The following is a 22,459-nucleotide window of genomic DNA, read 5'->3' as shown; positions in this document are numbered from 1 at the left end:
AACAAAATGGAATGGCTAAGTAACTATTTTCAAGCGATGTTTTTAGAAATGCTTAAGGGGGCGGCCAATGACTTTTTTGAGGCGTTATCAGGACTGACAGGCGACGTCAGAGGTCTAATTGATGTCAATCCCGGGACATATGATGCTACGCTTTTCACAATGATACGAAGAATATCTGACACAGCTATAGTGCCGGTTGCGTGCCTCATTCTCTGTTATCTGATGACCATCAACTTTATCAAGATAATCGAGGATAAGAATACATATAAGGACATGACTTTCATGCCTGTGTTCAAATGGATCCTGTACACGACGATTGGAATCGTGCTTGTTACAAAGACCTATGACATTGTCCTTGCGATATTCGATGTTGTCGGCTGGATACTGGCAAAAGCAGGTGCGATCATAACTCTGACAGAAGCAGATATCAATCTTCAGGACAAACTAAATGAACTGATTGATCTGGTAGATCCTACAGACATAGGAAAAGTTCTGGGTATGACTATACAGCTTATGATGTGCAAGGTTCTTGTCAGCATTGTTGCTGTGCTGTGTAAAGTGGCTATGTATTTCAGGATAATCAGCATTCTTGTGTATTCCTCTGCTGCAGCGATACCTATGGCAACACTTATGGATCAGGGACAGAACCAGACTGGTCAGAACTATTTAAAAAATCTGGCATCACTGGGACTTCAAGGCTTCTTTACACTGATCATTATTGCGATATTTGAAGTGCTGATCTCAGAGCTGGCTACAAGGACTGATCTGACCATAAGCACCATGGCGTGGAGCACTCTTATGTACACATTGGCGCTCTGTATGGGACTCTTTTCAACAAAGAAGGTCGCAGACGTCACTCTTGGAGCCCATTAAGCGATTTAGGAGGAAAAAGATAGATGGCATATACAGAGAATCATTGTGACCTGAACAAGATCAAGGATAAGCCAATTTCCGGTTTTACTGTCAGGCAGGTTGTATGCTTCGCAATTGTCATTCTGATTGATGCACCAGTATACGTTTTATGCCTGAAAAGCGGAATGGACAATACGTTTGCATGCCTTATCATCTGCCTGATAAGTATTCCGATCTTTTTCGGCGGAACCTATGAGGATGTGCATGGGAGATACGTGGAGAAGCTTATCCGCGACAAGGTGCGTCTGGTGTTCCTAACACAGACAAACAGGCCTTTTTCAACGGATAACAGATATACGGCGATAAAGAAGCAGATTCTGCTTGAGGAAAAGTATAAGGGCTTTGTCAGAAAGGCAGCCGTGAAAAAGGCATTTAAAGCCAAAAAGAGAGAAGAAAAGACCTTAAGGCATAAAACTAAGGCTAATAACAAAATAAGGCTGTTTAGGGCAAATAAAGAACAAAAAGACAATAGTATAACAGCCTGAGGTGGATTCATGGGAAAACAGAAAGAAAATAAAAAACTGATCATAAAGGGTACAGATGGAAAAATCTCCAAAGAAGATGCCAAAAAGCTGGAGAAAGCCATAAGGAAAGCTCAGAAAGAAGGAAGGTTTCCTCTGACTGCGCAGGGCACCATTCCCTATAAGGCGATGTACCGTAATGGGATGTGCCAGCATGATGGATACAGTTTTTCCAAGACCATTGCCTTTGAAGATATCAATTATGAACTAAAAGACAATGAAGATAAAAAGACAGTATTTTCCAAGCTTTCTGACCTTTATAACTACTTTACCGAGGATACCCATGTTGAAATGACCTACATGAATACGAGGATAACCCCGGAAGAAATAAGAAAAGCACTATATATCCTTGGACAGGATGATGGCTATGATGAGCTCAGGGATGAATTGTCTGAGATCCTTTTAGACAAGGAGAGAAAAGGTAATAAAGGAATCAAAAAGAACAGGTATCTGACTTACGTCATTGAAGAGAAGGACCCTGAGCTGGCGGCCAAGAAAATGAAGGATGTAGACAGCGCGGTGCAGGAGAACTTTAAGAAGGCTGGACTTAAGGCCAGAAGCCATGTTCTTAATGGAGCAGAACGATTAAAAGTCCTGCATTCGGCTATGCACCCGGAAGGGGATGATAAGTTCCGCTTTAACTGGAATGTTTTGTCGAAGGATGGCTTAAATACCAAGGATTTCATAGCACCTATGTCCTTTAGATTCCCTGTAAACGGTAAGTATTTCAGAATGGGTGATGTGTTCGGAAATGTGTCCCTGCTGTCACTGGATTGCCCATTGGTTGATGACAGGATGATCACAGATATTCTTAACATTGAAACACCTATAATCATTAGCATTCATCTGGATCCGATCGACAGAGTAAAGGCTAAGAAATATATCGAAAAAAGAAATATGCAGCTGAACTCTTCCAAGATAAAAGAGCAAAAGCATGCCTCTAACGAAGGTTATGATATCGATATTCTTCCCCCGGAGTTGACTGCAAATGGTGAGGATACTGCCAAAATGCTTAAGGAGATCAACTCCAGTAATGAGAACCTCTTTAACATGACAATCCTAGTCACATGCTTTGCTCAGTCTCCAAAAGAGCTTACGGCAGTATGGAAGAGCGTTGAGAAGATAGCAAATAAGCAGTCCTGCCAGCTTATTCTTTTAAGAGATCAGCAGGAACAGGGTTTCGTATCGACTCTTCCATTGGGTGTAAACAAGATTGAGATTCAGAGAACCATTATGACAAGCCAGCTTGCCATGCTGAATCCATTTACTGCAGTAAAGATATTCATGCCAAATTCGCCATATTATGGCATAAACCCGCTGACAAAAGAGCTGATCCTGGCAGACAGGACAGCACTTAAGAATCCCAATGGCCTGTATCTGGGTGTCCCGGGAGGTGGCAAGTCTTTTGCCGGAAAGCGTGAAAAGCTGATGTATTTCCTTAACTATGATTCTTGCGACATCATGGTCATCGACCCGGAAGATGAGTATCAGGGAATGGTTGAGCTGATCGGCGGCCAGGTGGTGGATTTCTCAGCATCTTCTATGCAGCACATAAATCCAATGGATATCAACTTTGACGTCGGATTTAAGGATGAGGATCCTATCGCAATGAAGAGCCAGTTCCTTCTCTCAATCGCAGAGCAGGTGGCAAGTCAGAAGATAAATGGCGTGAGAGCTGGTTTGGAAGGCGACGAGGCCAGTATTGTGGATGAGATTGCCAAGAATATGTATGAGGAGCTTCGGGAGAAGTACTGGTATGGCATGAAAAGAAATCCTACAGCAGAGGAGATGCCTACGCTAAGCGACTTCTACGAGGCGCTCAGGAAACATCCTAATCCCAAAGCGCAGAGAATTGCTGATTGTTTCCAGATATACATTACAGGTACGCTGAATGTTTTCAATCATCATACGGACATAGACCTTAACAACAGAGTGGTCTGCTTTAACATAAAGCGTCTTACTGCAAATCTGAGGGAGGTAGCTCTTGTCATACTGATAAATTTCATATGGACCAGAGTCTCTTTTAACAGAGATCAGAAGAAAAAGACTCTACTGGACATAGACGAATTTCACTTGATGCTGCGCGACCCGCAGACAGCCATATACTTTGTGGAATTTTGGAAGCGATTCAGAAAGTGGGGAGGTGTTCCGACCGGCCTGACACAAAACGTTACTGACCTGTTGAAGTCGTCACAGATCGAGCAGATCTTTTCAAATTCCGAATTCATATACATGTTGCCTCAATCAAAGCGAGATAAGGATATTCTGGCGGAAGCCCTGTCTATCTCGGATGAAGAGCTGGACTATGTTACCCAGACTGATTCAGGAGAAGGTCTCATGAGGTTTGGAACGATGATAATCCCGTTTAAGGATGAGTTCCCCAAGGGCAAGATCTATGACGTGCTTACGACCAGACCTGATGAAATGAAGGTGGTAAATGGCTGAGTTCAAAAGTGGCAGCGCACCCATGAATTCCGGGGCAAAATTCCGTGCTGCAAAAATGGGAAACGCAAAAGAGTTTGTGGCAGAAAAGACTTTAGAAGCAGGGAAGATTGCTGCTAAAGGAGGAGTAAAAGCTACCATCAAGCTTAAAAGGGCGAAGCTTGCCACTGTTAAGTTCGCTGCAAAGGAGAGCGCAAGGGACTCTTATGGCGATAGTAATGGTTCGTTCATTGTAGATTCTGAGACCTCTATGCAAAAAGCTATATCCAGGCAGCTGCATAAACAAAAGGCGAAGGCGGTAAGGGCCCAGAGATACACCACCAAGGAATTTGAAAAGGAATACAAGAAAGCTCTTGAGACCGGAGATACCAAATCGCTGGAGAAATGGTTCCAAAAGGGAGACAAGCACTTCAAGGTGTCTGATGTCATAAGCAAGGACAAGCCGCTTGATTCCCATAAGGCATACAAGGAGTTCCGTAAAAAAGCCAATCAGAGGAAGTTTTCCAGGAAGATATTTGAGCAAAAACATAAAACGCTTAATAAAGCTGGGCAGACGGCCAAAAAGCAGGGAAAAAACCTTGCTTCAAAGGCTGGGAATATGCTTAAGAGCCTTGCTAAAGAAATTGCAAAACGTCCGCATCTTCTCTTGATTGGCGGGGCGGTCTTTATAGTCGTTCTTGTTACGAACATGATCCTGAATCTTTTTTCCATGGTGTTTACATCCGGTGAGACGTCAGGTCTTGCAACAACGTATCTTGCGGAGGATTCGGATATATATGCCGCAGAGGATTACTACAAGGGAAGAGAGGATGAGTTACGGGATTGGGTTGCAAACATTGAAACCAACTATCCGGGATACGATGAGTATGACTACTCAGATGTGGCATCAATAGAGCACAATCCCTATGCGATAGCAACGTATTTAAATGCGCTCCTTCATGAGCCGTTTACTGCAGGCGCTGTAACAGGTTATGAAGATACATTCTTTGAAACCCAGTATCACTGGTACACAACTGATGAATGGGTTGAGAGAGAAGAGCCAAAATACGATGAACACGGCGTTTATATAGGCACTGAGATTGTAAATGTGCATATTCTGCATGTCCATGTGAAGAACCAGGGAGAAGTAAAGACGGCGTATGCGCTTCTTGATAGCCAGGGTGATGAAAGGTTTTCAGTCCAGCTTGGAGTAAAGGGGCATAAGGCGTATCTGTGGGACGGGTACAATGCTGACGATTCAGAAGGCATGAGCAGAGGCTCCAGGAATACTTACAAGGCTCCTGCGAATATCCTTAGTGATGATCCGGCTTTCGCTTCTTTGTATTCACTTGCAGATAGTCTCATAGATACCCCATATGTCTGGGGAGGAACTACGCCTGATGGATTTGATTGCTCAGGCTTTGTCTATTACGTGTATAACACTTCCGGATACGCATCAATGCCGAGACTAACGGCACAGGAATTGTATAACCACTGCAATCCGATATCGGCAGATGAGGTAAAACCCGGGGATCTTGTGTTTTTATCAGGAACATATGCATCCGGTAATCCTGTCACTCACGTGTGCATATACGTTGGAAATTACATGGTAATAAACTGCGGTAGCCCTGTAAAATACTGCAACATCACTACGGGATGGTGGAGACGACATTTTTATAGCTACGGCAGATATAGAGCTTAAGGAGGAGAGTAGATGGATAAGGTAATGGAGAAGATTGCTGTTGATATCGAGAAAGAGCTTGAGAAAAAGAAAGCACTGGAAGAAAAACTTAAAGCTTGTAACGACAGGATAAGGAGCCTTGAGAACAAGAGGCTGGAAGCTGAAAATGCCCAGATGGTTTCAAGTATAAGGGCTTTGAATATTTCCCCGGAGGAGCTGGGAGCTCTTTTGGCCAGTATAAAGTCAGGGAAGCCTGTCTCAGAGCCTGTAAAGGCACCTCAGAAAGAAGAGTTGGAGGAAAAAGCAGTATGAAGAAAGTGGTTAAGACATTAGCCCTGATGGGGCTTCTGATAAACATGTTTACTGTGCCTGTAATGGCACAGGGAGATCCGGTTGAATCTGAAGAGACACAGACCCTTCCGGAGAATCCTGAAACCGCACCTGTGCAGGAGGATGACCACACACCGCTGTCATATGATGGAACGGGCACTGTGATAGATAATGTCCTGAATGGCTCAAAACAGTTCTACACAATAGCAACTGATGCGGGAAATGTATTCTACCTGATCATCGATCTTGATAAAGAGAACAATAACGTTTATTTCCTTGATACGACTAAGGAGAGAGACTTGTTAGCACTCGCTGAAAAAGCAGAGGAAGAAGATGGAACAGTTCAGATTAAGGAAGAGGAGACACCTCTGGTGGAAGAACCCAAAGAGCCGGAAGTTCCCCAGGAACCTGAGCCGGAACAGCCTAAGAAGTCAGGAAGTGCTTCCCTGATCATGGTGTTTATCCTCATAGGCCTGGCAGGAGTTGGAGTGATCTTCTACTACTGGGTATATAAGCCAAAGAAAGATCAGGAAGAAGCGGAGGAATTTGAGGAAGCATATCAGTTTGAGGATGAGCAGGAAACATCTTATGACGATACAAATGCATTCGACTAAGGAGGAGAAGCCATGAACAAAGTAGAACTTATGGGGAGGCTCACAAAGGATCCTGATGTGAAGCCTGCCCAGGACAATTCGACATCTGTAACCAGGTATACACTTGCGGTTGACAGGAGAAGATCCAAGAAGACAGAAGAGGAACAGACAGCTGATTTTATAGGCATAGTTGCTTTCGGGTCTTCCGCAGATTTTGCCGGAAAGTATTTCAAAAAGGGAATGAAAGTGGCTGTTGTAGGTCGCATACAGACTGGCAGCTATACCAACAAGGATGGTGTGCGGGTGTACACGACAGATGTTGTTGCAGAAGATCAGGAATTTGCAGATAGCAAGGGCTCAGGATCATCAGAAGCAGAGGAAACATTCTCTATGCCGGACGATGAAAATCTGCCATTCAAGTAAAGATAAGGCCAGGGCATTGCCCTGGCTTTCATAAAAAGAGGACAGCATGATCAGCACAATACATACAAACGAAAAGTTCAAACAGGAGCTGTGTTTTGATGAGTTCAATCTGATAGTGACAGCAATAAAGCTCGACAAAAACAGTCGCTATAAAAGAATAATCCGTTTCTCGCATGTGGTCCGAGATAAAGAGACTAAAAAGATGACGGATACCATCAGGACATGTCTGTTTTTTGATGATTACATGGCTATCAGAGACATGTATATAAGGCTTCTGTATGATGAGCCTTGGCTAAATTATTGCCTGGATAAAATGGAGTCTTTTACAGACCAGATGCTGGAGCGGGATACAAAGTTTTATGAGGAGCTGGATTTGAAGAAAGGGCAAAAGAATGAGTGAGAAAAACGAAAATATAGCCCCGGATTCAAAGAAAAACTCATCCCCGGGTGAATTTATGAACATAGCAAAATACGCTTCAAAAAAGGGCGTAGATGTTCATATCATAAACGGATACATAAGTGCCCATAGAGATGAATTTAAGGGGCATATAGCAAAGGATAAGAACGCTGCAGCGCTAGATTCCTATGCCAGAGAAAAGATGGATGCTTACCTTCAAAACAGACCCGATAAAGGCCCCAGATTTCACAGATTCGACAGAAAGGAAGAGGAGATGACGATGAAGCCAGATGTAAAAGAAGAGACGATTTACTCGGACACGGAACAGGGCGTTGATGTTCCTGATACCCATGATGGTTATGACGACAGAGACAGTATTTCGAGCTCTAAGCCAAGCAGAAATATTCATAAAGGTGTTGTAGGTAAAGCTAAGCATTACAAGGAGGCAAAACAGAAAAACAGTATTGAAAAAGAGCTCGAGAGAATAGAGAAGAGACTTGATGATTTGAAGGAGTCAATAAGGCTTGATATAAAGGCTCTTGAAATGTATTCGCCTGACAGGGAGAAGTGATGAATGGAGAACTATACCAGACAGCGTCCACATCAAATTAAACTATGGGTTTCGGACGAAGAGCTTCGACTGATCCGCGAGAAAAAACAGCTGGCGAACATCAGGAATACAGGTGCATATCTGAGGAAAATGGCTATTGATGGTTACGTGATAAACGTAGATATTACAGGGATAAGTGAGACTATAAGGCTCCTTAGATATTCCTCAAACAACCTAAATCAGATTGCCAGACATGCCAATGAAACCGGCGGCGTTTATAAGAACGATCTGGAAGAAATACAGAAGAATTACAAGGAGCTGTGGGGCTCTTTAAAAGAAATCCTGAGACAGGTAAACATGATAACAAAATCGTGATGGCGGGCTACAAATGCCTGCCATTTTTTGGAGAAAAACATGGCAACAACAAGACTAATTCCCATGCATGCGCATAGCGGAACATCATTAACAACATCACTTGGTCTGAGGACTGATTATGCAAAAAATCCTGATAAGACGGAAGAGGGGAAATACATAAGTTCCTACCGCTGTGATCAGGAAACTGTTACCGAAGAATTTACTTTTGTCAGGCAGATTTACGACAGAGATCATGGCAAAATTGGAGCTAAATCTGATGTGATTGCATATCAGATTCGTCAGGCTTTTGCCCCGGGAGAGATATCTCCGGAACAGGCTAATAAGCTTGGATATGACCTGGCCATGAGGTTCACCAAGGGCAATTATCAGTTCATTGTGGCAACGCATACAGACAAAAAACATATCCATAATCACATTATTTTCAACTCGGTTTCTATGGATTCCAGGAAGAAATTTCGAAACTTCTGGGGCTCGAGTTTTGCTCTCAGGAAGGTCAATGACATCATCTGTCTGGAGAATAATCTGTCAGTCATAAAGAATCCAAAGCATGGCAATAACACCTATGGCAAGTGGCTCGGTGATCATAAGAAACCTTCACATCGCGACTATATCAGGACCGCTATCGACGATGCGTTAAAAGAAAAACCGGCGTCATTTAAGGCACTGGTTGAACTGCTAAAAACAAAATACAACATCGATGTTGATGAGTCCGGAAAACATACAAAACTAAAGTGCGAGGGGCAGAAAACTTTTGCCAGAATAGGTTCTTTGGGCGCAGGTTACACTCGTGAAGATATAGAAAAAAGGATCCGTGGCGAAGCTGTTCCTGTGATAAAAGGAAAAGATAATCAGTACGAAGAACTGGCTGGAAGACGCATCAAAACCATGATTCCTGACATATTGTCAAGGGATGAAAAGCTTAGCCTTTTGATCGATGTTCAGAAGAAGATCCAGGAAGGAAAAGGCTCCGGATATGAACGCTGGGCAAAGCAATTCAACCTGAAACAGACCGCCAAGACCTTAAGTTTTCTGTCAGATATGGACGTGAATTCTTATGATGATCTGAAGAGTGTTCACAAAAAACTCTTTGATACTTACGAATCATTGAGGCTGAAAATCAAAGGCATGGACGAACGAATGGAAAAGATAAAAGAGCTCCAGGGCGCCATCATAACTTACATACAGACTAATGATTCCTATCAGAAATATAAGAAGTCAGGATATAGTAAAAAGGTTAAAGAAGAGCTCCTGAAAGACATCATGGATCACGAGGAAGCCAGAAAACATTTCAAAGAATATGAGGGTGGTAAGCTTCCAACCATCAAGGAATTAAAGGCTGAATATGCAGAGCTGAAAGTTAAAAAATCTGAGCTTTACAAGGATTATCAAAAAGCCAGAAGAGATTATACAGAAATTGCCGTAGCGAGAAAAAATATTGATATAATCTTAGATAGAGACCATGACGGAGTTCATGATTTCCTTGAAAAAGATGAGCGGGAGCGCAGTAAATAATCCTGCTTGGTGAACAGAAATCAGTACTTAGCCCGGAAGGGCGTTGCTTCAAATTTGGAAAATTTGAATGGGGTATTAGGGGCCTCCCCTAACAAGCATTTTTGCAAAATTCCGACCGATCGGAAATTTGGAAAAATGTAACCGGGTACCCGGTTGCATTGCTTGCCAAAAACGTGAACCAGGGTGCTTAGGCACCCTGTCCGGTTCACTTTTTGCCATATCTGGCAGACCCACAACGTAGTTGCAGCCTTGAGTTCAGGCGGAAAGAAGAATATGAAATATTTTGTGACAGATGATCAGAGAGAAAGCACGGCATACCACGAGTTTTATAAAGGAAAATGGGATAAGGAAACCTTCTGGAGTAAGGATTCCATCGACCTTCATGATGATGAACTGGTGAATCATAAGGGTTTTTATGATGCTCTTCATCAAGCCGTGCCCGGCTATGATCCATATGAAATGGTGGAGGTTTCAGCAGAGAACTGGAAGGCTGTAAAGAGTTTCATCCCAGAGGATGATACCGAAAGTTTAGATCTCTATGATGAAGCAGATGCCTGGGCAAAAGATGTCCTGAAGGAACATGGCTGCTTCACAATTCTGGGGCTCTAATATGGGGAAACGTAGAAAGAAAAACAGGACAGCTAAATATATAATTGCTGTTGCCACTACCGTGGCAATACTCCTCATGATTTATATCGCGGTCCTCTTCGCTAAGAGCACGATTAGTGACCTGACAGCAGAGCTGTCAGGACCATATGAAGTTGTCAGAGTAGTCGATGGGGACACCATTATTGTCGACATCGATGGACAGGATACCAGGGTAAGACTTATAGGTATTGATACTCCTGAGAGTGTTGCAGATGAGTCTGTAAAAGAAAACACTGAAGAAGGAAAAGAGGCATCAGAGTATACGACAAATCTTCTTGAAGGTAACACCGTTTATCTTGAATTTGATCAGGAAATCCTGGACGAATACGGCCGCACCTTGTGCTACGTTTATCTTCATGACAAGAGCACAATGGTAAATGAAATCCTTTTGAAAAATGGTTATGCAAGGACCATGACCATAGAGCCAAATACGAAATATAAAGAGCGGCTTGCAGCCGCAGAACTTTTTGCAAAAGAAACCAAAGCCGGGTTCTGGGGAACGGGATTTTTCCATTAACGTTGTTCTTGATGCGTAAGGGGAGAAAAGATATTGAAGATCATTTTATCGCCAGCCAAGAAAATGAATACGGACACAGATACACTTGCCCACGAAGGACTTGAGAGGCTGTAGATATGCTGAGGAACTGAGCAGCGTTATTAAGTCTATATTATAAGTGAAAGGATGTATGTAAACATGATCGATAAAAGTGTTTTCATAGCACCTGGGGCCCAGGTTATTGGAGACGTAACTATAGGAAAAGATTGTGGTGTTTGGTATAACGCTGTGATAAGAGGTGACTCCAGAGAAATTGTGATAGGAGAAAGAACAAACATACAGGATCTCGCATGCCTTCATGTGGATAAGCATTTTAAGCTGAGCGTTGGAGATAATGTAACTATAGGTCATAGTGCTATTGTCCATGGCTGCACTGTTGGCAATAATGTTTTGATTGGAATGGGCGCGATAATAATGAATGGTGCTCAGATTGGAGATAACTGTATTATTGGAGCCGGGGCGCTGGTAACAGAAAATATGGTCATACCGGATGGAATGATGGCATATGGAAGTCCGGCCAAAGTTATAAGAGCCTTAAGCGAAGAAGAAAAGCAGAGGATATTAGAAAATGCTGACATTTATGTTGGGCACGCAAAAGAAGCATTAAATGGTTAAAAACATTAAGGGAAATTTTAGGAAGAGCCTCTATGATTATCGTAACGACAACGATAGTCAGGAGGCTTTTATCATGAAAAGAAAAATGCTAACAGCTCTGCTAATTGGTGGAAGCATAATGCTCACTGCCTGCGGAGAAAATACAAATACAGTTGATGCAAAAGAGAGCAGCAGCGCAACAGAATCTGTCACAAGTTCTGAGACGGATTCTGAGCAGGAGGCATCAGCGGATGCTGCTTCTTCAGAAAGCTCAGAGAATAAACATTCAGAAAAAAACTCTGAAAGTAAATCAAAAGAAAAGGGCGGCTCAAAAAAGAAATCTGAGTCATCAGATTCATCTACAACAGCTGCATCTTCTACGCTTCAGGATGGTGATGAAATAACAGGAGAGACATACACGGCAACAGAAAGCGACGAGAGTGCAGTTGATGTATCCGGAGATATAACGGCGTCGATCTCAGGGTCCACAATTCAAAAGAGCAGCGGTGATGCAACAAGTGCAGATGACTCAAGCTTTTATGGAGTTAATGCTGCTGTCAGAGTTTATGGAAATGCTACGCTCACAATAAAAGACAGCAAGATAACTGCAGATGCCGAGAATGCTACCGGCGTCTTTGCCTATGAGAATGGCACCATCTATATTTCTGATTCTACTGTCGATGTGACAGGTGGCGGCGCAGGAGGAATACAGGTTGCCGGAGGAGGAACTCTTTACGCAAATAATCTTACAGTGACAAGTGCCAGCAAGGCGGCAATAAGATCAGACAGAGGCGGAGGGACACTCGTCGTTGATGGTGGAGTTTATACATCTACAGGTTCAAGTGGATGCCCTGCTATTTATAGTACTGCAGAGATCACAGTCAGCAATGCCGATTGTATTTCAGAGAACTCTAGAGCAGTTATCATTGAAGGCAAAAACAGTGTTACCCTCAATGATTGTACTTTAACTGGAAATGATCAATCCACCAAAGAAGGAAGTATAAAGGCAAATGTGCTTTTATACCAAAGTGCTTCGGGTGATGCTGATGAAGGAACCAGCGTTTTTACAATGAATGGCGGAAGCATGACCTCAAACAGCGGAGCAATGTTCTATTGCACTAATACTGCCAGTACCATCAATCTTAATAATGCAGACCTTACATTGTCAGACGCAGGAAGTCTGCTCATTGTTTCTTCGGGAAGATGGGGAAAAGATGGAAACAACGGCGGCGATTGTACCATGAATGCCACGGATCAGAAGCTGGAAGGCAGCATAACGGTAGATGAAATCTCTAGTCTTGAGATCAACCTGAGTAATAGTACCTATGAAGGCGCCATCAACGAAGATGGCGCAGCCGGAAACGTAACTGTAAACTTGAATGATGGCAGCACATGGACCCTGACCGGAGATAGCTATATATCTGATTTTGAAGGCGACCTTGATAGCATTACGGCCAACGGGCAACATCTTTATGTAAATGGAAAGCAGGTGTTGTAAATATGGTTAGATGTGAATATTGCGAACAGAGAAGCAATGATGACGTAAATGTCTGTCCGTATTGTGGAGCGCCATTGCCTGTGCCGGATTGTTCACAGGACAGTGGGAATATGACCGGAACAAATAATGAAGCTGAAGAAAACACGAGTAGTGTTGGAACAATATTGGGTAGTACTATCGCGGCAATAGGAGGAGCGGTTCTTGCAAGTAACAGAAGACCGCCCGTTGGCATGAGACCCGGCCCGAGACCAGGACATCCACCAATGGGAAGAGGAGATATGCGAGGCGGGTTCAGACATCCATAATTGAGCAATGAGACAGAATAATAATGAGTCGAAAGAGCTTTAAGGCATGTGCTTTAGAGCTCTTTTTTGCGTTCCGGCGTTCCGTGAAAAACCCAAGAAACATCCGTTCGAACATCTAGAGAGGTTTATAACCCTGTTAAAGATTTAGACTGTAATCACAACAAGAAAAAAGTAAGCAATTGGGGGCTCAAAGGGGAATAAAAGAGAAAGGAGCTTTCAATGGAAACAACAATTACAACAACAAAACCAAGACCAGCCAGACAGATGAATGGTCAGCCTTGTGAAGAGAACTGTGTAGCATACTGCCATCACAGAATGCATGTTGGAGCATTATCTGTAGACATGATGAAAAACCACGAATGCCTTAGGAAGAATTGTAAATACCTGGAAAAGAATCTTTCACATCCATACTGGAAAAAGAGGGAGTATATCAACAAGGAAAAGAAGGCCAACCGCGATAGAAACGTTCAGGGAACATCTTGGAAAACAAAGACCGGATCCAATGTTCAGGGTAAGGCCTCAAAACTCAATAATGACCTGAAGGGACTACTGAGTTCTTTTGAGAACATGGACGTTTACTATACTTACATTTTCTATAAGGACGACAAGTCCAAGATCAGATATCTGGGAGGATTCTACGAAGAGGATATAGCAAAAGACAAGGCTAAGAAAGTATCAGATAATGAGGGCGGCGACTACGTTGTTATAGCTACAAAAGAGGCAGAACCTGTTGGGTTTAGGCTTGAGCCCACAATCAGGACACTTATAAAGATCGACCTTACATGGTCAGATGATTATGCAACTTTTTCTGACAGAGTTACAAATGATCTGACTATTAAGAGGGCTGCTAATATTATCTAACACAAGAAGATGGAGAATGAAAAATGTTGGGGATGGAACGTATGGTTTTAGACTCAACATTTTTGTGCTTAGGAGGACTGAGCTTATGAAGCGATTTATATATTGGATCAGGAAATGCGTAATGGGACGCAACAAGTTCTGCAGACATTTCTGCGTTACCTGCGAGTATTATGATGTCTGCCATAGAGACGGAGAACTTGAATAAATTGATGGTCAGGTCTCCTGACAGGCGACTTCTTGGATGTGGTCTGGCAGTATAATTAAGAAAAAGAACATGATGCACGCGAGTATATATCTGGAGGTGAAAAATGCAGATTAAGGATTATATCGGAAAATACAATGAACTCACAAATATTGTTTTGAACAACTTTGTATCAGGCAAGAAGAATGAGAACATTGTTTTCTCACCATTATCAATAGTGATGCTGCTGGCAATAGCAGCTGGCGCTGTTCAGGGGAAGTCCAAAGAGGAAATAGTAAGTGTTCTCGGCGGCGAGATTTCTTTTGATGAGGTAAAAGAGCTGTTTAAGGAGTTCCAGAGTGTGTTTGGTAGAGACAAATGGCTGAAGTCATCTAACGCTGTCTGTGTAAACAACTCAATAAAGCAGACCATTAACCCTGATTATGAGAAAGAACTTCAGGAGTTCTTTGATGGCCAGCTCTTTGTTTCAGAGAACATAGTGAACGATGTGAACAAATGGGTTTCAGAAAAGACAAATGGAATGATCAAGGAAGCTGCCGATGATTCCATGAAGGATATGTTGGCCTGCCTGATTAATGCAATTGCTTTCGAGGCAAAGTGGGAAAGGCCATATGAGGCCGAAGAGATATTTGAGGATGAATTCCACAATGCTGATGGAACAACCTGTGAAGTAGACATGATGGCTAGCAGCGAGGATTACTACATAGAAGATGACCGTTTCAACGGATTTATAAAGGCCTACAAAGGCGGAGACTATGTATATATGGCGCTTCTTCCAAAGAAGCATGAGAATTCCGCTGTTTTACAGAGTGCAGTTAGGAATATCGATTTCACCAGCTTGATGAACACTATGGAGTACTGCGAGGTATCAGTGACGATGCCACAGTTCAGTTATGATTTTGGAGAAGATCTGACTCAGTTGTGCAAAGACATGGGGATAAGAACACCATTTACACCAGAAGCAGACTTTTCTCCATTATCAAGCGCACAGCTTATGGTGGATGCAATTATTCATAAAGCCCATATTGAGGTTGATAGCCAGGGAACAAAGGCTGCAGCTATAACGGAAGAGCTTGCTGTGGCAGGCTGTTGCCCGAACTTTGATCTCAAGGAGGTATATCTGGATAGGCCATTTGTGTATGCGATTATACACACTGAGACAAGGCTGCCGGTGTTTGTTGGAGTGCTTAATCATGTGGGTTGAAATGATTATGAAACTATTATTAAATCGTAAGGCCTCTCGTTGATATTGTTGCGATAACGCAATATAATAAATGGGTAAGTTTTTGCGTTGATAATCATTATCGGAGGTTCTTTTATGGAGTATATGTCAACAGTGCAGGCTGCAGAGAAATGGGGTATTTCTTCGCAACGAGTCCGGCTTCTTTGTCAGGAAGGCAGGATTGAAGGTGTGTCACAGGTTGGAAGAGCGTATTTAATTCCTATTGATGCTCAAAAGCCTGAAGATGGGCGAACAAAAGAATCTAGAGAACTGAAGAATAAAAATACGGAGGGTACAAAATGAGATCTATAGCTGAGATGCTAAAGCCAAGAGAAAGCGTATTTTCAGATACAGTCAGAGATGATGTCTTAAATCTGTCTGATTTCGCAGAAGGGAATATAGATGCCCATAAATTCTTTTCTGAAAACTTTAAAACTCAGGGCATGACAATGCTTTTTGATACGGCATTTAAGAGATTCAAGGGAGAATCTGATACTGGCGTAGTGAAACTGACACAGGCTATGGGTGGTGGTAAAACGCATAGCATGCTTGCATTGGCGTTACTTGCAGATAACGTGGATCTTCGCGCGGAAATACTTGGTGATGACTATAAAGCTTTAGGAAAAATAAACGTAGTTACTTTTTCTGGAAGAGAGAATGCAGATTTTGGAATATGGGGTAGTATCGCGGAGCAATTAGGTAAAAAAGAAATGTTCTCAGGATATTATTCTCCGCTTAAGGCACCTGGAGAAAGTGCATGGATTAATCTTCTTCAAGGAGATAAAACACTCATTCTGTTAGATGAGCTTCCTCCATACTTGGAAAATGCTCGTTCTATTACTGTAGGCAATTCAGATCTAAGCAAAGTAACTATTGCAGCGCTTGCTAATCTTTTCTCCGCACTTGGAAAGGCTCAGCTTGCTAATGTATGCCTTGTGTTCTCAGATCTGAGAGCAGCTTATGAATCAGGCAGTGATTTGCTTCAGTCCAGCTTTAAAGAACTTGAGCAGGAAGCGAATCGTATTGCTATCGAAGTTGCTCCAGTTTCCCTTAACAGTGACGAGATTTATTACATTCTAAAGAAGCGTTTATTTGAAGATCAGCCATTAGTAGAAAACTATGCAATGGAAAAGAATGAAGTTGCTATAGGTTTCAAAGATGCCGTAGAAGCGTCAAAGAAGATGGGATTCACATCATATACAGGAGAAGCTGTATATAGGGGAATCAATGATTCATATCCTTTCCATCCTTCGATAAGGGATTTGTATGCGAGATTTAAGGAAAATCAGAATTTTCAGCAGACAAGAGGTCTTATCAAGCTCATGCGACAGATTGTCCGTGAGTTTTATGAAAGTGGAAGAGCAAAAGAGGCTTATATCATAAATGTTTTTGATGTAAACCTTAATAATCCCAATCTCTTATCTCTCTTTAGACAGATTAATCCTTCTCTTGAAGAAGCTATAAGTCATGATATTGCGCAGGATAAACAGGCCATAGCTGAAATTATAGATGAAGAAAGCCAGGATAAGAGTAACAATGCTCAGCAACTTGCTAAGCTACTTCTTGTGTCTTCGCTTTCAACGGCAAGTCATGCTCTTTTAGGTTTAACAGAAGCAGAGGCTTTAGGTTTCATGAGTGCACCTGGGGCTGACATGAATGTTATGAAGAGCGCTCTAGAAAGCTTGAGAACTCAGTGTTGGTATATAAAAGCTGATAATAGAGGCCGCTTATACTTCCAGAATACCAAGAATATGGTCGCTGAGATGAATACCCTAGTGGATTCTTATACGAATGAGAATGCCAAGAAAGAACTTCGTCAAATTTTGAAGGACAATTTTGCACCCAAGATGAAGGATTGCTATGAACTCCTTTATGTACTACCTGCTGTTGATGAGATTAGTCTCGATACAAAGAAGATTTCACTTGTAATATTTGAACCATACCCGGGAAATACATTACATCCAGATTTAGCAAATTATTACAACAATAGTTCGTTAAAGAACAGAGTGATGTTCCTCTCAGGAGAGAGAAGCATTATGGAAAAACTGTATGCTAATAGCAAAAAGCTGAAAGCCATTCAAACAATAGTACAAAATATGGATGATGAGGGGCTTCCGGCAAATGATCAGCAAAGAAAAGAGGCTGATGTCCAGCTTGATAAGGCTACACAGGCACTTCTTTCAACAATAAGAGAGACCTTTGTAACACTATATTATCCATCAAAAAATGGAATCGTATCTACAGAATTTAAATTGGAGTTTAAGGATAACAAGTTTGATGGTGAAGAACAGATAAAGAAAACACTGGCTGATGAGATGAAATATGAGGCGTTTTCTAAGGAAGATGGTTTCATGGAAACGCTCAGAAAGAAGTGTGAAGCCAGGTTGTTTACTACATCTGAGATGACATACAACCAGATTGTCGACAGGGCAGCCACGGAAGCTGTATGGGGATGGTATCATCCTGATCAGCTTGATAGTCTGAAGGCATACTGTCTGAAAACTGATAAGTGGAGAGAACTTGGTGGATATCTTCAGAAGGGGCCGTTTGAAAAAGAGCCTACTAGTGTGCAGGTAAGCCAAACAAGTTATAACGAAGATACTGAAGAATTTACATTATCAGTAAGAGGTATTGGTGGACGAGTTTACTATGATATTGGTGCTGATCCGACTTCTGCCTCTTCAGAACTAACAGATCAAGTTCTTGTTACAACTGAGCCAGAGCTTAGATTTGCTTGTATTGACCCATCCGGCGAGAGAAAAACAGGTGATATAAAAGAGTTCCTTGGTGAGCCTTCATTGAAGTATGGGGAAAGAAGTACTCCATCGGGAAGATACTTTGAGATAAGAACAAATAAGAAGTATGAAATCAGGTTTACTACAGATGGTAGTGAGCCTAAAGAGAATGGCGGAATATATACAGAAGAAATACTTGTGCCGGATGAATGTAGGTTTGTTCGTATTGCTCTTATGTACGCAGAGAAATTGATCACAACTAAGGATGTACCGATATCTAAGGACTCGGCTCAAGCTGAAGAAAAGAAAATCGATGAAGATCAGCCATTGGTATTTAAGTATAAGTCTAAGAAAAAATGTGATGATACTGAATCCAGTTATAGAAATCTTGAAAATCTGGCTAAGATCGATGGACTTACGATGTCTGGAGTAAGCGCATTTATATTTGAAAAAGAGAATCAGGCTAATTATGTGGAGATTCAATCTGGAGTACAGTATAAACCTGACACGTTTAAAGCAATGATTGATCTTGTTCGTGAAACAAGCTTTGAGGGTAAGGATATTACTGTGACGATAGACTATAAAGAACTGCGCTTTGACGAGGGTAGGAAGTTTAATACTTGGGTAGAGTTGTGTAAGCAGGATTTGAATACACTTAACAAGGAAGGAACTATCAATCAATGAATAAACAAATAATGGGGTTTGGCTTTAATCCTGTTGATAATGAAAATCATTTCTATGTTGTTATTCCTGAGGACAAGAAAGAAGAAGTGTCAATATATGAACGATTTCATTGGGATGAAGATGGCGAGCAGGTAATAAGCCGTAAAGATGTTTTAAAGCTAAAGATTTCAAGATATAAATGGTCGAAACTTGCTTCTGCAGTTGCTACAGAATTCAATAGCAGATTAAAAGCTGATAAGAAAAAAACTGGGAAATTTGTAAATGGTGGAGTACCTGTAGAAAAACTGCTTGGAAAAGAGCTTATGGTTCTGTTATGGGGGATAGAGAATAATGACCCTTCAGGTATTCCTACTGCAATTAGAAATTGGCTGGGGTTACAGCCAGAAGAACGCTGGTGGCTTTATACAATGACCAATGCAAGTACCGGAGATATTAATGACAAGCGTGGATGGAGAATGGCGCTTCGTTATGCTTTATGCGAAAACCCAGTAAATGAAAACAATCAGATTTCTATACAAGAGTTTCTTGGAGGAGAATTAAATGAGTGAAGGTAAATCGTTTATAGAGGTACAGTTTCCGGTATCTAAAGTTAGCAAAGAGAGCTTTAAAGAAAGAAAAGCAGTCCAGAGCCAGACGTTAACAGGATTGGGTAAGTGGTGGGGGAGAAAACCCTTAATATTAGTGCGCGCTGCTATCCTGGGGTGTTTACTGCCTGCTACTGATAATCCAAAGAAAGATATGGAGATTTTTCAGAAGCTATTAATGATTGATAATGAATCATTATGGGAAAGAAGTCAGAAATCACTATCTTCTCAAGAACTATTCGAAATATGCAAGAACAATTCCAATCTTGTAATGAATATTGACAATTGGTTCGAAGAAGTCAAAGGTAAAGTTAAACTATCGGAACACATAGACAAGGAACAAGTTGAAAAGTTGATTTTTTCAAATTTGGGATATGATGAAAAGCTGAAATTTTGCTTGCGCCCCGAAGAGATGAATGTAATCTCTGCTGAAACTTGGAATGATATTAATGGTTATTGTGGTACAACTGCTAAGTCTTTAGAGGAATTTGTTGAGCAGATGTCCATAAAGCGTTATGGACATAAAATAATAGTGGGAGATTGTTTTGCGGGAGGTGGAAGTATTCCTTTTGAGGCATCAAGGATTGGCGCAGATGTGTTTGCAAGTGATTTGAATCCAGTGGCGGGATTACTGACCTGGGCAGATCTATCATTTTCACTGTTGTCTAAAAAAGATCAAATTGGATTAAAGAACTTCCAAAAAAGAGTATATGATGAACTGGATTCTCAAATTGAGGAAATGGGGTTTGAGTCTGCTGAAAATGGAGATAGAGGGGATGCTTATTTATACTGTACGGAAGCAACATGCCCTGAATGCGGGATGCGTGTCCCTTTGGCACCTAATTGGCTTATTGGCCAAGGCTCAAAGACGGTCGCTATATTAGAAAAAGAAGATAAGCACATTCGGATACGAATAAAAATGAATGCATCTGCTGATGAGCTTAAGAGGGCAAAATCAAGTGGTACCCTTTCAGGAAATGCAATGGTATGTCCTGCATGTGGAAAAGAAACGCCAATTTCTAGTATTCGCCATGATGGTGTAGATAAGAATGGAAATCCATCTTATGGGTTAAGATGTTGGGAGAAGGAGGAGTTTATCAATCGAGACGATGATTTATTGGGAGAGAGACTTTATGCCATCAGATACAATGATCCAAGTGGAAAAAGATATTATAAAGAGCCAGATAAGCATGATTTAGATAACGAAAGATTCATAATTGACTATTTAAGAAAAAACATATCTTATTGGCAAGCTGAGGGCATAATTCCTTCAGCAGCTATTGAAAATGGCGTTGAGACTACTAGGCTTGAACGTGAGAAGGGATGGAAATATTGGCATCAGTTATTTAACTATAGACAACTAATTTTGCATGGATTGATGCACGAAAATATAATTCGATTAGCCAAGACAAAAGAAGAGCGGATATATGGACTTCTATGTCTTCATAGATGCTGCAATTGGAATAGTAAGTTGTGCAGCTGGGGGGTTGGCCAAGCAAGAGAATCTATGGCGCAGACATTTTATAATCAGGCATTTAATACAATGTGGAATTATGGAGCAAGAGGACTGTCATTGCTGGAAGGAGTCTTTTTTCTTTCTATTGATAGACTTCCATCTGATGTGAGAAGTACTTGTGAAGTTCAGATAAAAGATGCTAGAGACATTGATCATATATGTGATTATTGGATTACTGATCCCCCATATGCTGATGCTGTGAATTATCATGAATTGACTGAGTTTTTCTTGGCTTGGGACAGAAGAATAGTGACAGAAACATTTCCAGATTGGTATGTTGATAGTAAAAGAGTTCTAGCAGTTAAAGGCGATGATAGCTTTTCAAATACTATGATAGGAATTTACAGCAATTTAGCATCGCATATGAGTTGCGAGGGTATGCAGATTGTCATGTTTACGCATAGTGATCCGGCTGTATGGGCACAATTAGCGATAATTATGTGGAAAGCAGGTTTGAAAGTTACGGCTGCTTGGAATATTGCTACCGAAACAGATGCTGCAGGTATAAAAAAAGGCAATTATGTAAAAGGAACAGTTCTTCTTGTTTTGAGAAAACAAAGCAACAATGGAATGGCATTTCTAGATGAAATAAATGCTGATATTCGAAATGAAGTTAAGAATCAAATAGAAAGTATGCAGCAACTTGATGATAAAGAAGAACCTAATTTTACGGATCCAGATTATGTGTTGGCTGCATATGCTGCATCGCTAAAAGTGCTTACAGCATATGCGGAAATAGAAGATCTTGATCTGGATTATGAACTCAACCAAGCAATAAAAAATCCAGCAGGAAGTAAAGTTGTAACTATTATTGAAAACGCTAAGAAAATTGCATATGATTGCGTGATACCTGCCGAGTTTGATGGATATTTATGGCGGGATCTTACAAATGCAGAGAAGTTTTTTATAAAAGGACTCGAAAGTGAAAAGCAGGGAGACTACTCTATCAGTACTTACCAAGAGTATGCTAGAGGCTTTTCTATCGGGGGTTATTCACAGCTGATGGCTAGTGAAAAGGCTAATACAGCAAGGCTCAAAACTCCTTTTGAAATGGCTAGTAGGAGCATGAGTGATGTCCCTGATTTTGAATCATCTTTGATGAGAACTATTTTTTTGGGAATATACGTTGCAATAAAAGAAGATATGAATCCTTCACAAGGATTGAATTATATCAAAAATGATCTTCCGAATTATTGGGAGAAGAGAGAAATGATACAGCATATATTAGGATTTCTTGTAAATATTAAGGACATCAGTAATATGCAACCACATTGGACTGATTCTGCTGAAATAGCTGAACAGTTATTAGCACTAGTTACACATGATAGCATCTAAGGAT

General features: G+C 41.4%; 22 protein-coding genes. All 22 read left to right on the top strand.

Annotated features, from left to right (window positions below; all coding sequences use genetic code 11):
• The first annotated feature begins 6 nt into the window (after nucleotides 1-6).
• The 22 genes from G613_RS0110245 to G613_RS0110135 all read left to right on the top strand — a co-directional run bounded on the left by G613_RS0110245 (nucleotide 7) and on the right by G613_RS0110135 (nucleotide 22,455).
• Nucleotides 7-873: a VirB6/TrbL-like conjugal transfer protein, CD1112 family gene (locus G613_RS0110245; protein WP_029232574.1), complete on the top strand. Its 867-nt coding sequence runs from the start codon at nucleotides 7-9 to the stop codon at nucleotides 871-873.
• A 23-nt stretch (nucleotides 874-896) separates the two neighbouring features.
• Nucleotides 897-1,397: a PrgI family protein gene (locus G613_RS0110240; RefSeq protein ID WP_026489187.1), complete on the top strand. Its 501-nt coding sequence runs from the start codon at nucleotides 897-899 to the stop codon at nucleotides 1,395-1,397.
• 9 nt (nucleotides 1,398-1,406) lie between these two features.
• Nucleotides 1,407-3,878 (top strand): VirB4-like conjugal transfer ATPase, CD1110 family, encoded by a 2,472-nt coding sequence (locus tag G613_RS0110235; protein WP_029232573.1) that lies wholly within the window; start codon nucleotides 1,407-1,409, stop codon nucleotides 3,876-3,878.
• Nucleotides 3,871-5,556, top strand: coding sequence for a C40 family peptidase (locus G613_RS0110230; RefSeq protein ID WP_029232572.1), 1,686 nt, complete (start codon nucleotides 3,871-3,873; stop codon nucleotides 5,554-5,556). The genes G613_RS0110235 and G613_RS0110230 overlap by 8 nt, the downstream gene beginning before the upstream one ends.
• A 12-nt stretch (nucleotides 5,557-5,568) precedes the next feature.
• Nucleotides 5,569-5,847, top strand: a complete 279-nt coding sequence (locus G613_RS0110225; RefSeq protein WP_022770706.1) for a DUF4315 family protein — start codon at nucleotides 5,569-5,571, stop codon at nucleotides 5,845-5,847.
• On the top strand, nucleotides 5,844-6,479 hold the full coding sequence (locus G613_RS0110220; protein ID WP_029232570.1) for a CD1107 family mobile element protein: 636 nt from the start codon (nucleotides 5,844-5,846) through the stop codon (nucleotides 6,477-6,479). The genes G613_RS0110225 and G613_RS0110220 overlap by 4 nt, the downstream gene beginning before the upstream one ends.
• A gap of 12 nt (nucleotides 6,480-6,491) precedes the next feature.
• Nucleotides 6,492-6,881, top strand: coding sequence for a single-stranded DNA-binding protein (locus G613_RS0110215; protein ID WP_026489185.1), 390 nt, complete (start codon nucleotides 6,492-6,494; stop codon nucleotides 6,879-6,881).
• A gap of 46 nt (nucleotides 6,882-6,927) precedes the next feature.
• The gene (locus G613_RS0110210) at nucleotides 6,928-7,281 is read left to right on the top strand and encodes a hypothetical protein (protein ID WP_022770703.1); all 354 of its coding nucleotides are present in this window, start codon (nucleotides 6,928-6,930) and stop codon (nucleotides 7,279-7,281) included.
• A gap of 55 nt (nucleotides 7,282-7,336) precedes the next feature.
• Complete coding sequence (locus tag G613_RS0110205) at nucleotides 7,337-7,849, top strand: hypothetical protein (RefSeq protein WP_155828066.1); 513 nt, start codon at nucleotides 7,337-7,339, stop codon at nucleotides 7,847-7,849.
• 3 nt (nucleotides 7,850-7,852) lie between these two features.
• A complete protein-coding gene (locus tag G613_RS0110200; protein WP_022770701.1) occupies nucleotides 7,853-8,203 on the top strand; it encodes a plasmid mobilization protein in 351 nt (116 codons plus the stop codon).
• 39 nt (nucleotides 8,204-8,242) lie between these two features.
• Entirely contained in the window at nucleotides 8,243-9,715 is a 1,473-nt protein-coding gene (locus G613_RS0110195; RefSeq protein WP_029232568.1) for a relaxase/mobilization nuclease domain-containing protein, read from the top strand.
• 273 nt (nucleotides 9,716-9,988) lie between these two features.
• Entirely contained in the window at nucleotides 9,989-10,324 is a 336-nt protein-coding gene (locus G613_RS0110190) for a hypothetical protein (protein ID WP_029232567.1), read from the top strand.
• A gap of 1 nt (nucleotide 10,325) precedes the next feature.
• Nucleotides 10,326-10,880, top strand: a complete 555-nt coding sequence (locus G613_RS0110185; RefSeq protein WP_051151062.1) for a thermonuclease family protein — start codon at nucleotides 10,326-10,328, stop codon at nucleotides 10,878-10,880.
• 177 nt (nucleotides 10,881-11,057) lie between these two features.
• Nucleotides 11,058-11,534 (top strand): gamma carbonic anhydrase family protein, encoded by a 477-nt coding sequence (locus G613_RS0110180; protein WP_029232565.1) that lies wholly within the window; start codon nucleotides 11,058-11,060, stop codon nucleotides 11,532-11,534.
• 73 nt (nucleotides 11,535-11,607) lie between these two features.
• On the top strand, nucleotides 11,608-13,011 hold the full coding sequence (locus G613_RS19870) for a hypothetical protein (RefSeq protein ID WP_035774579.1): 1,404 nt from the start codon (nucleotides 11,608-11,610) through the stop codon (nucleotides 13,009-13,011).
• A gap of 2 nt (nucleotides 13,012-13,013) precedes the next feature.
• Nucleotides 13,014-13,316 (top strand): zinc ribbon domain-containing protein, encoded by a 303-nt coding sequence (locus tag G613_RS0110170; RefSeq protein ID WP_029232563.1) that lies wholly within the window; start codon nucleotides 13,014-13,016, stop codon nucleotides 13,314-13,316.
• Nucleotides 13,317-13,535: 219 nt separating this feature from the next.
• A complete protein-coding gene (locus tag G613_RS0110165) occupies nucleotides 13,536-14,177 on the top strand; it encodes a hypothetical protein (protein ID WP_029232562.1) in 642 nt (213 codons plus the stop codon).
• 308 nt (nucleotides 14,178-14,485) lie between these two features.
• Nucleotides 14,486-15,583: a serpin family protein gene (locus G613_RS0110155; RefSeq protein ID WP_029232561.1), complete on the top strand. Its 1,098-nt coding sequence runs from the start codon at nucleotides 14,486-14,488 to the stop codon at nucleotides 15,581-15,583.
• Between the two features lie 114 nt (nucleotides 15,584-15,697).
• Entirely contained in the window at nucleotides 15,698-15,904 is a 207-nt protein-coding gene (locus G613_RS0110150) for a conjugal transfer protein (protein WP_029232560.1), read from the top strand.
• Nucleotides 15,901-19,020 carry a DUF499 domain-containing protein gene (locus G613_RS0110145; RefSeq protein ID WP_029232559.1) on the top strand — a complete coding sequence of 1,040 codons (3,120 nt, stop codon included), beginning with the start codon at nucleotides 15,901-15,903 and terminating at the stop codon, nucleotides 19,018-19,020. Before G613_RS0110150 ends, G613_RS0110145 begins: the two co-directional genes overlap by 4 nt.
• Complete coding sequence (locus tag G613_RS0110140; RefSeq protein WP_029232558.1) at nucleotides 19,017-19,568, top strand: DUF3780 domain-containing protein; 552 nt, start codon at nucleotides 19,017-19,019, stop codon at nucleotides 19,566-19,568. Before G613_RS0110145 ends, G613_RS0110140 begins: the two co-directional genes overlap by 4 nt.
• Nucleotides 19,561-22,455, top strand: coding sequence for an anti-phage-associated DUF1156 domain-containing protein (locus tag G613_RS0110135; protein WP_029232557.1), 2,895 nt, complete (start codon nucleotides 19,561-19,563; stop codon nucleotides 22,453-22,455). Before G613_RS0110140 ends, G613_RS0110135 begins: the two co-directional genes overlap by 8 nt.
• The last annotated feature ends 4 nt before the right edge of the window (nucleotides 22,456-22,459 follow it).

This window comes from Butyrivibrio sp. VCB2006, assembly GCF_000420945.1.
Lineage (GTDB): Bacteria > Bacillota > Clostridia > Lachnospirales > Lachnospiraceae > Butyrivibrio.
This window is presented reverse-complemented; position numbering and strand designations above follow the sequence as displayed.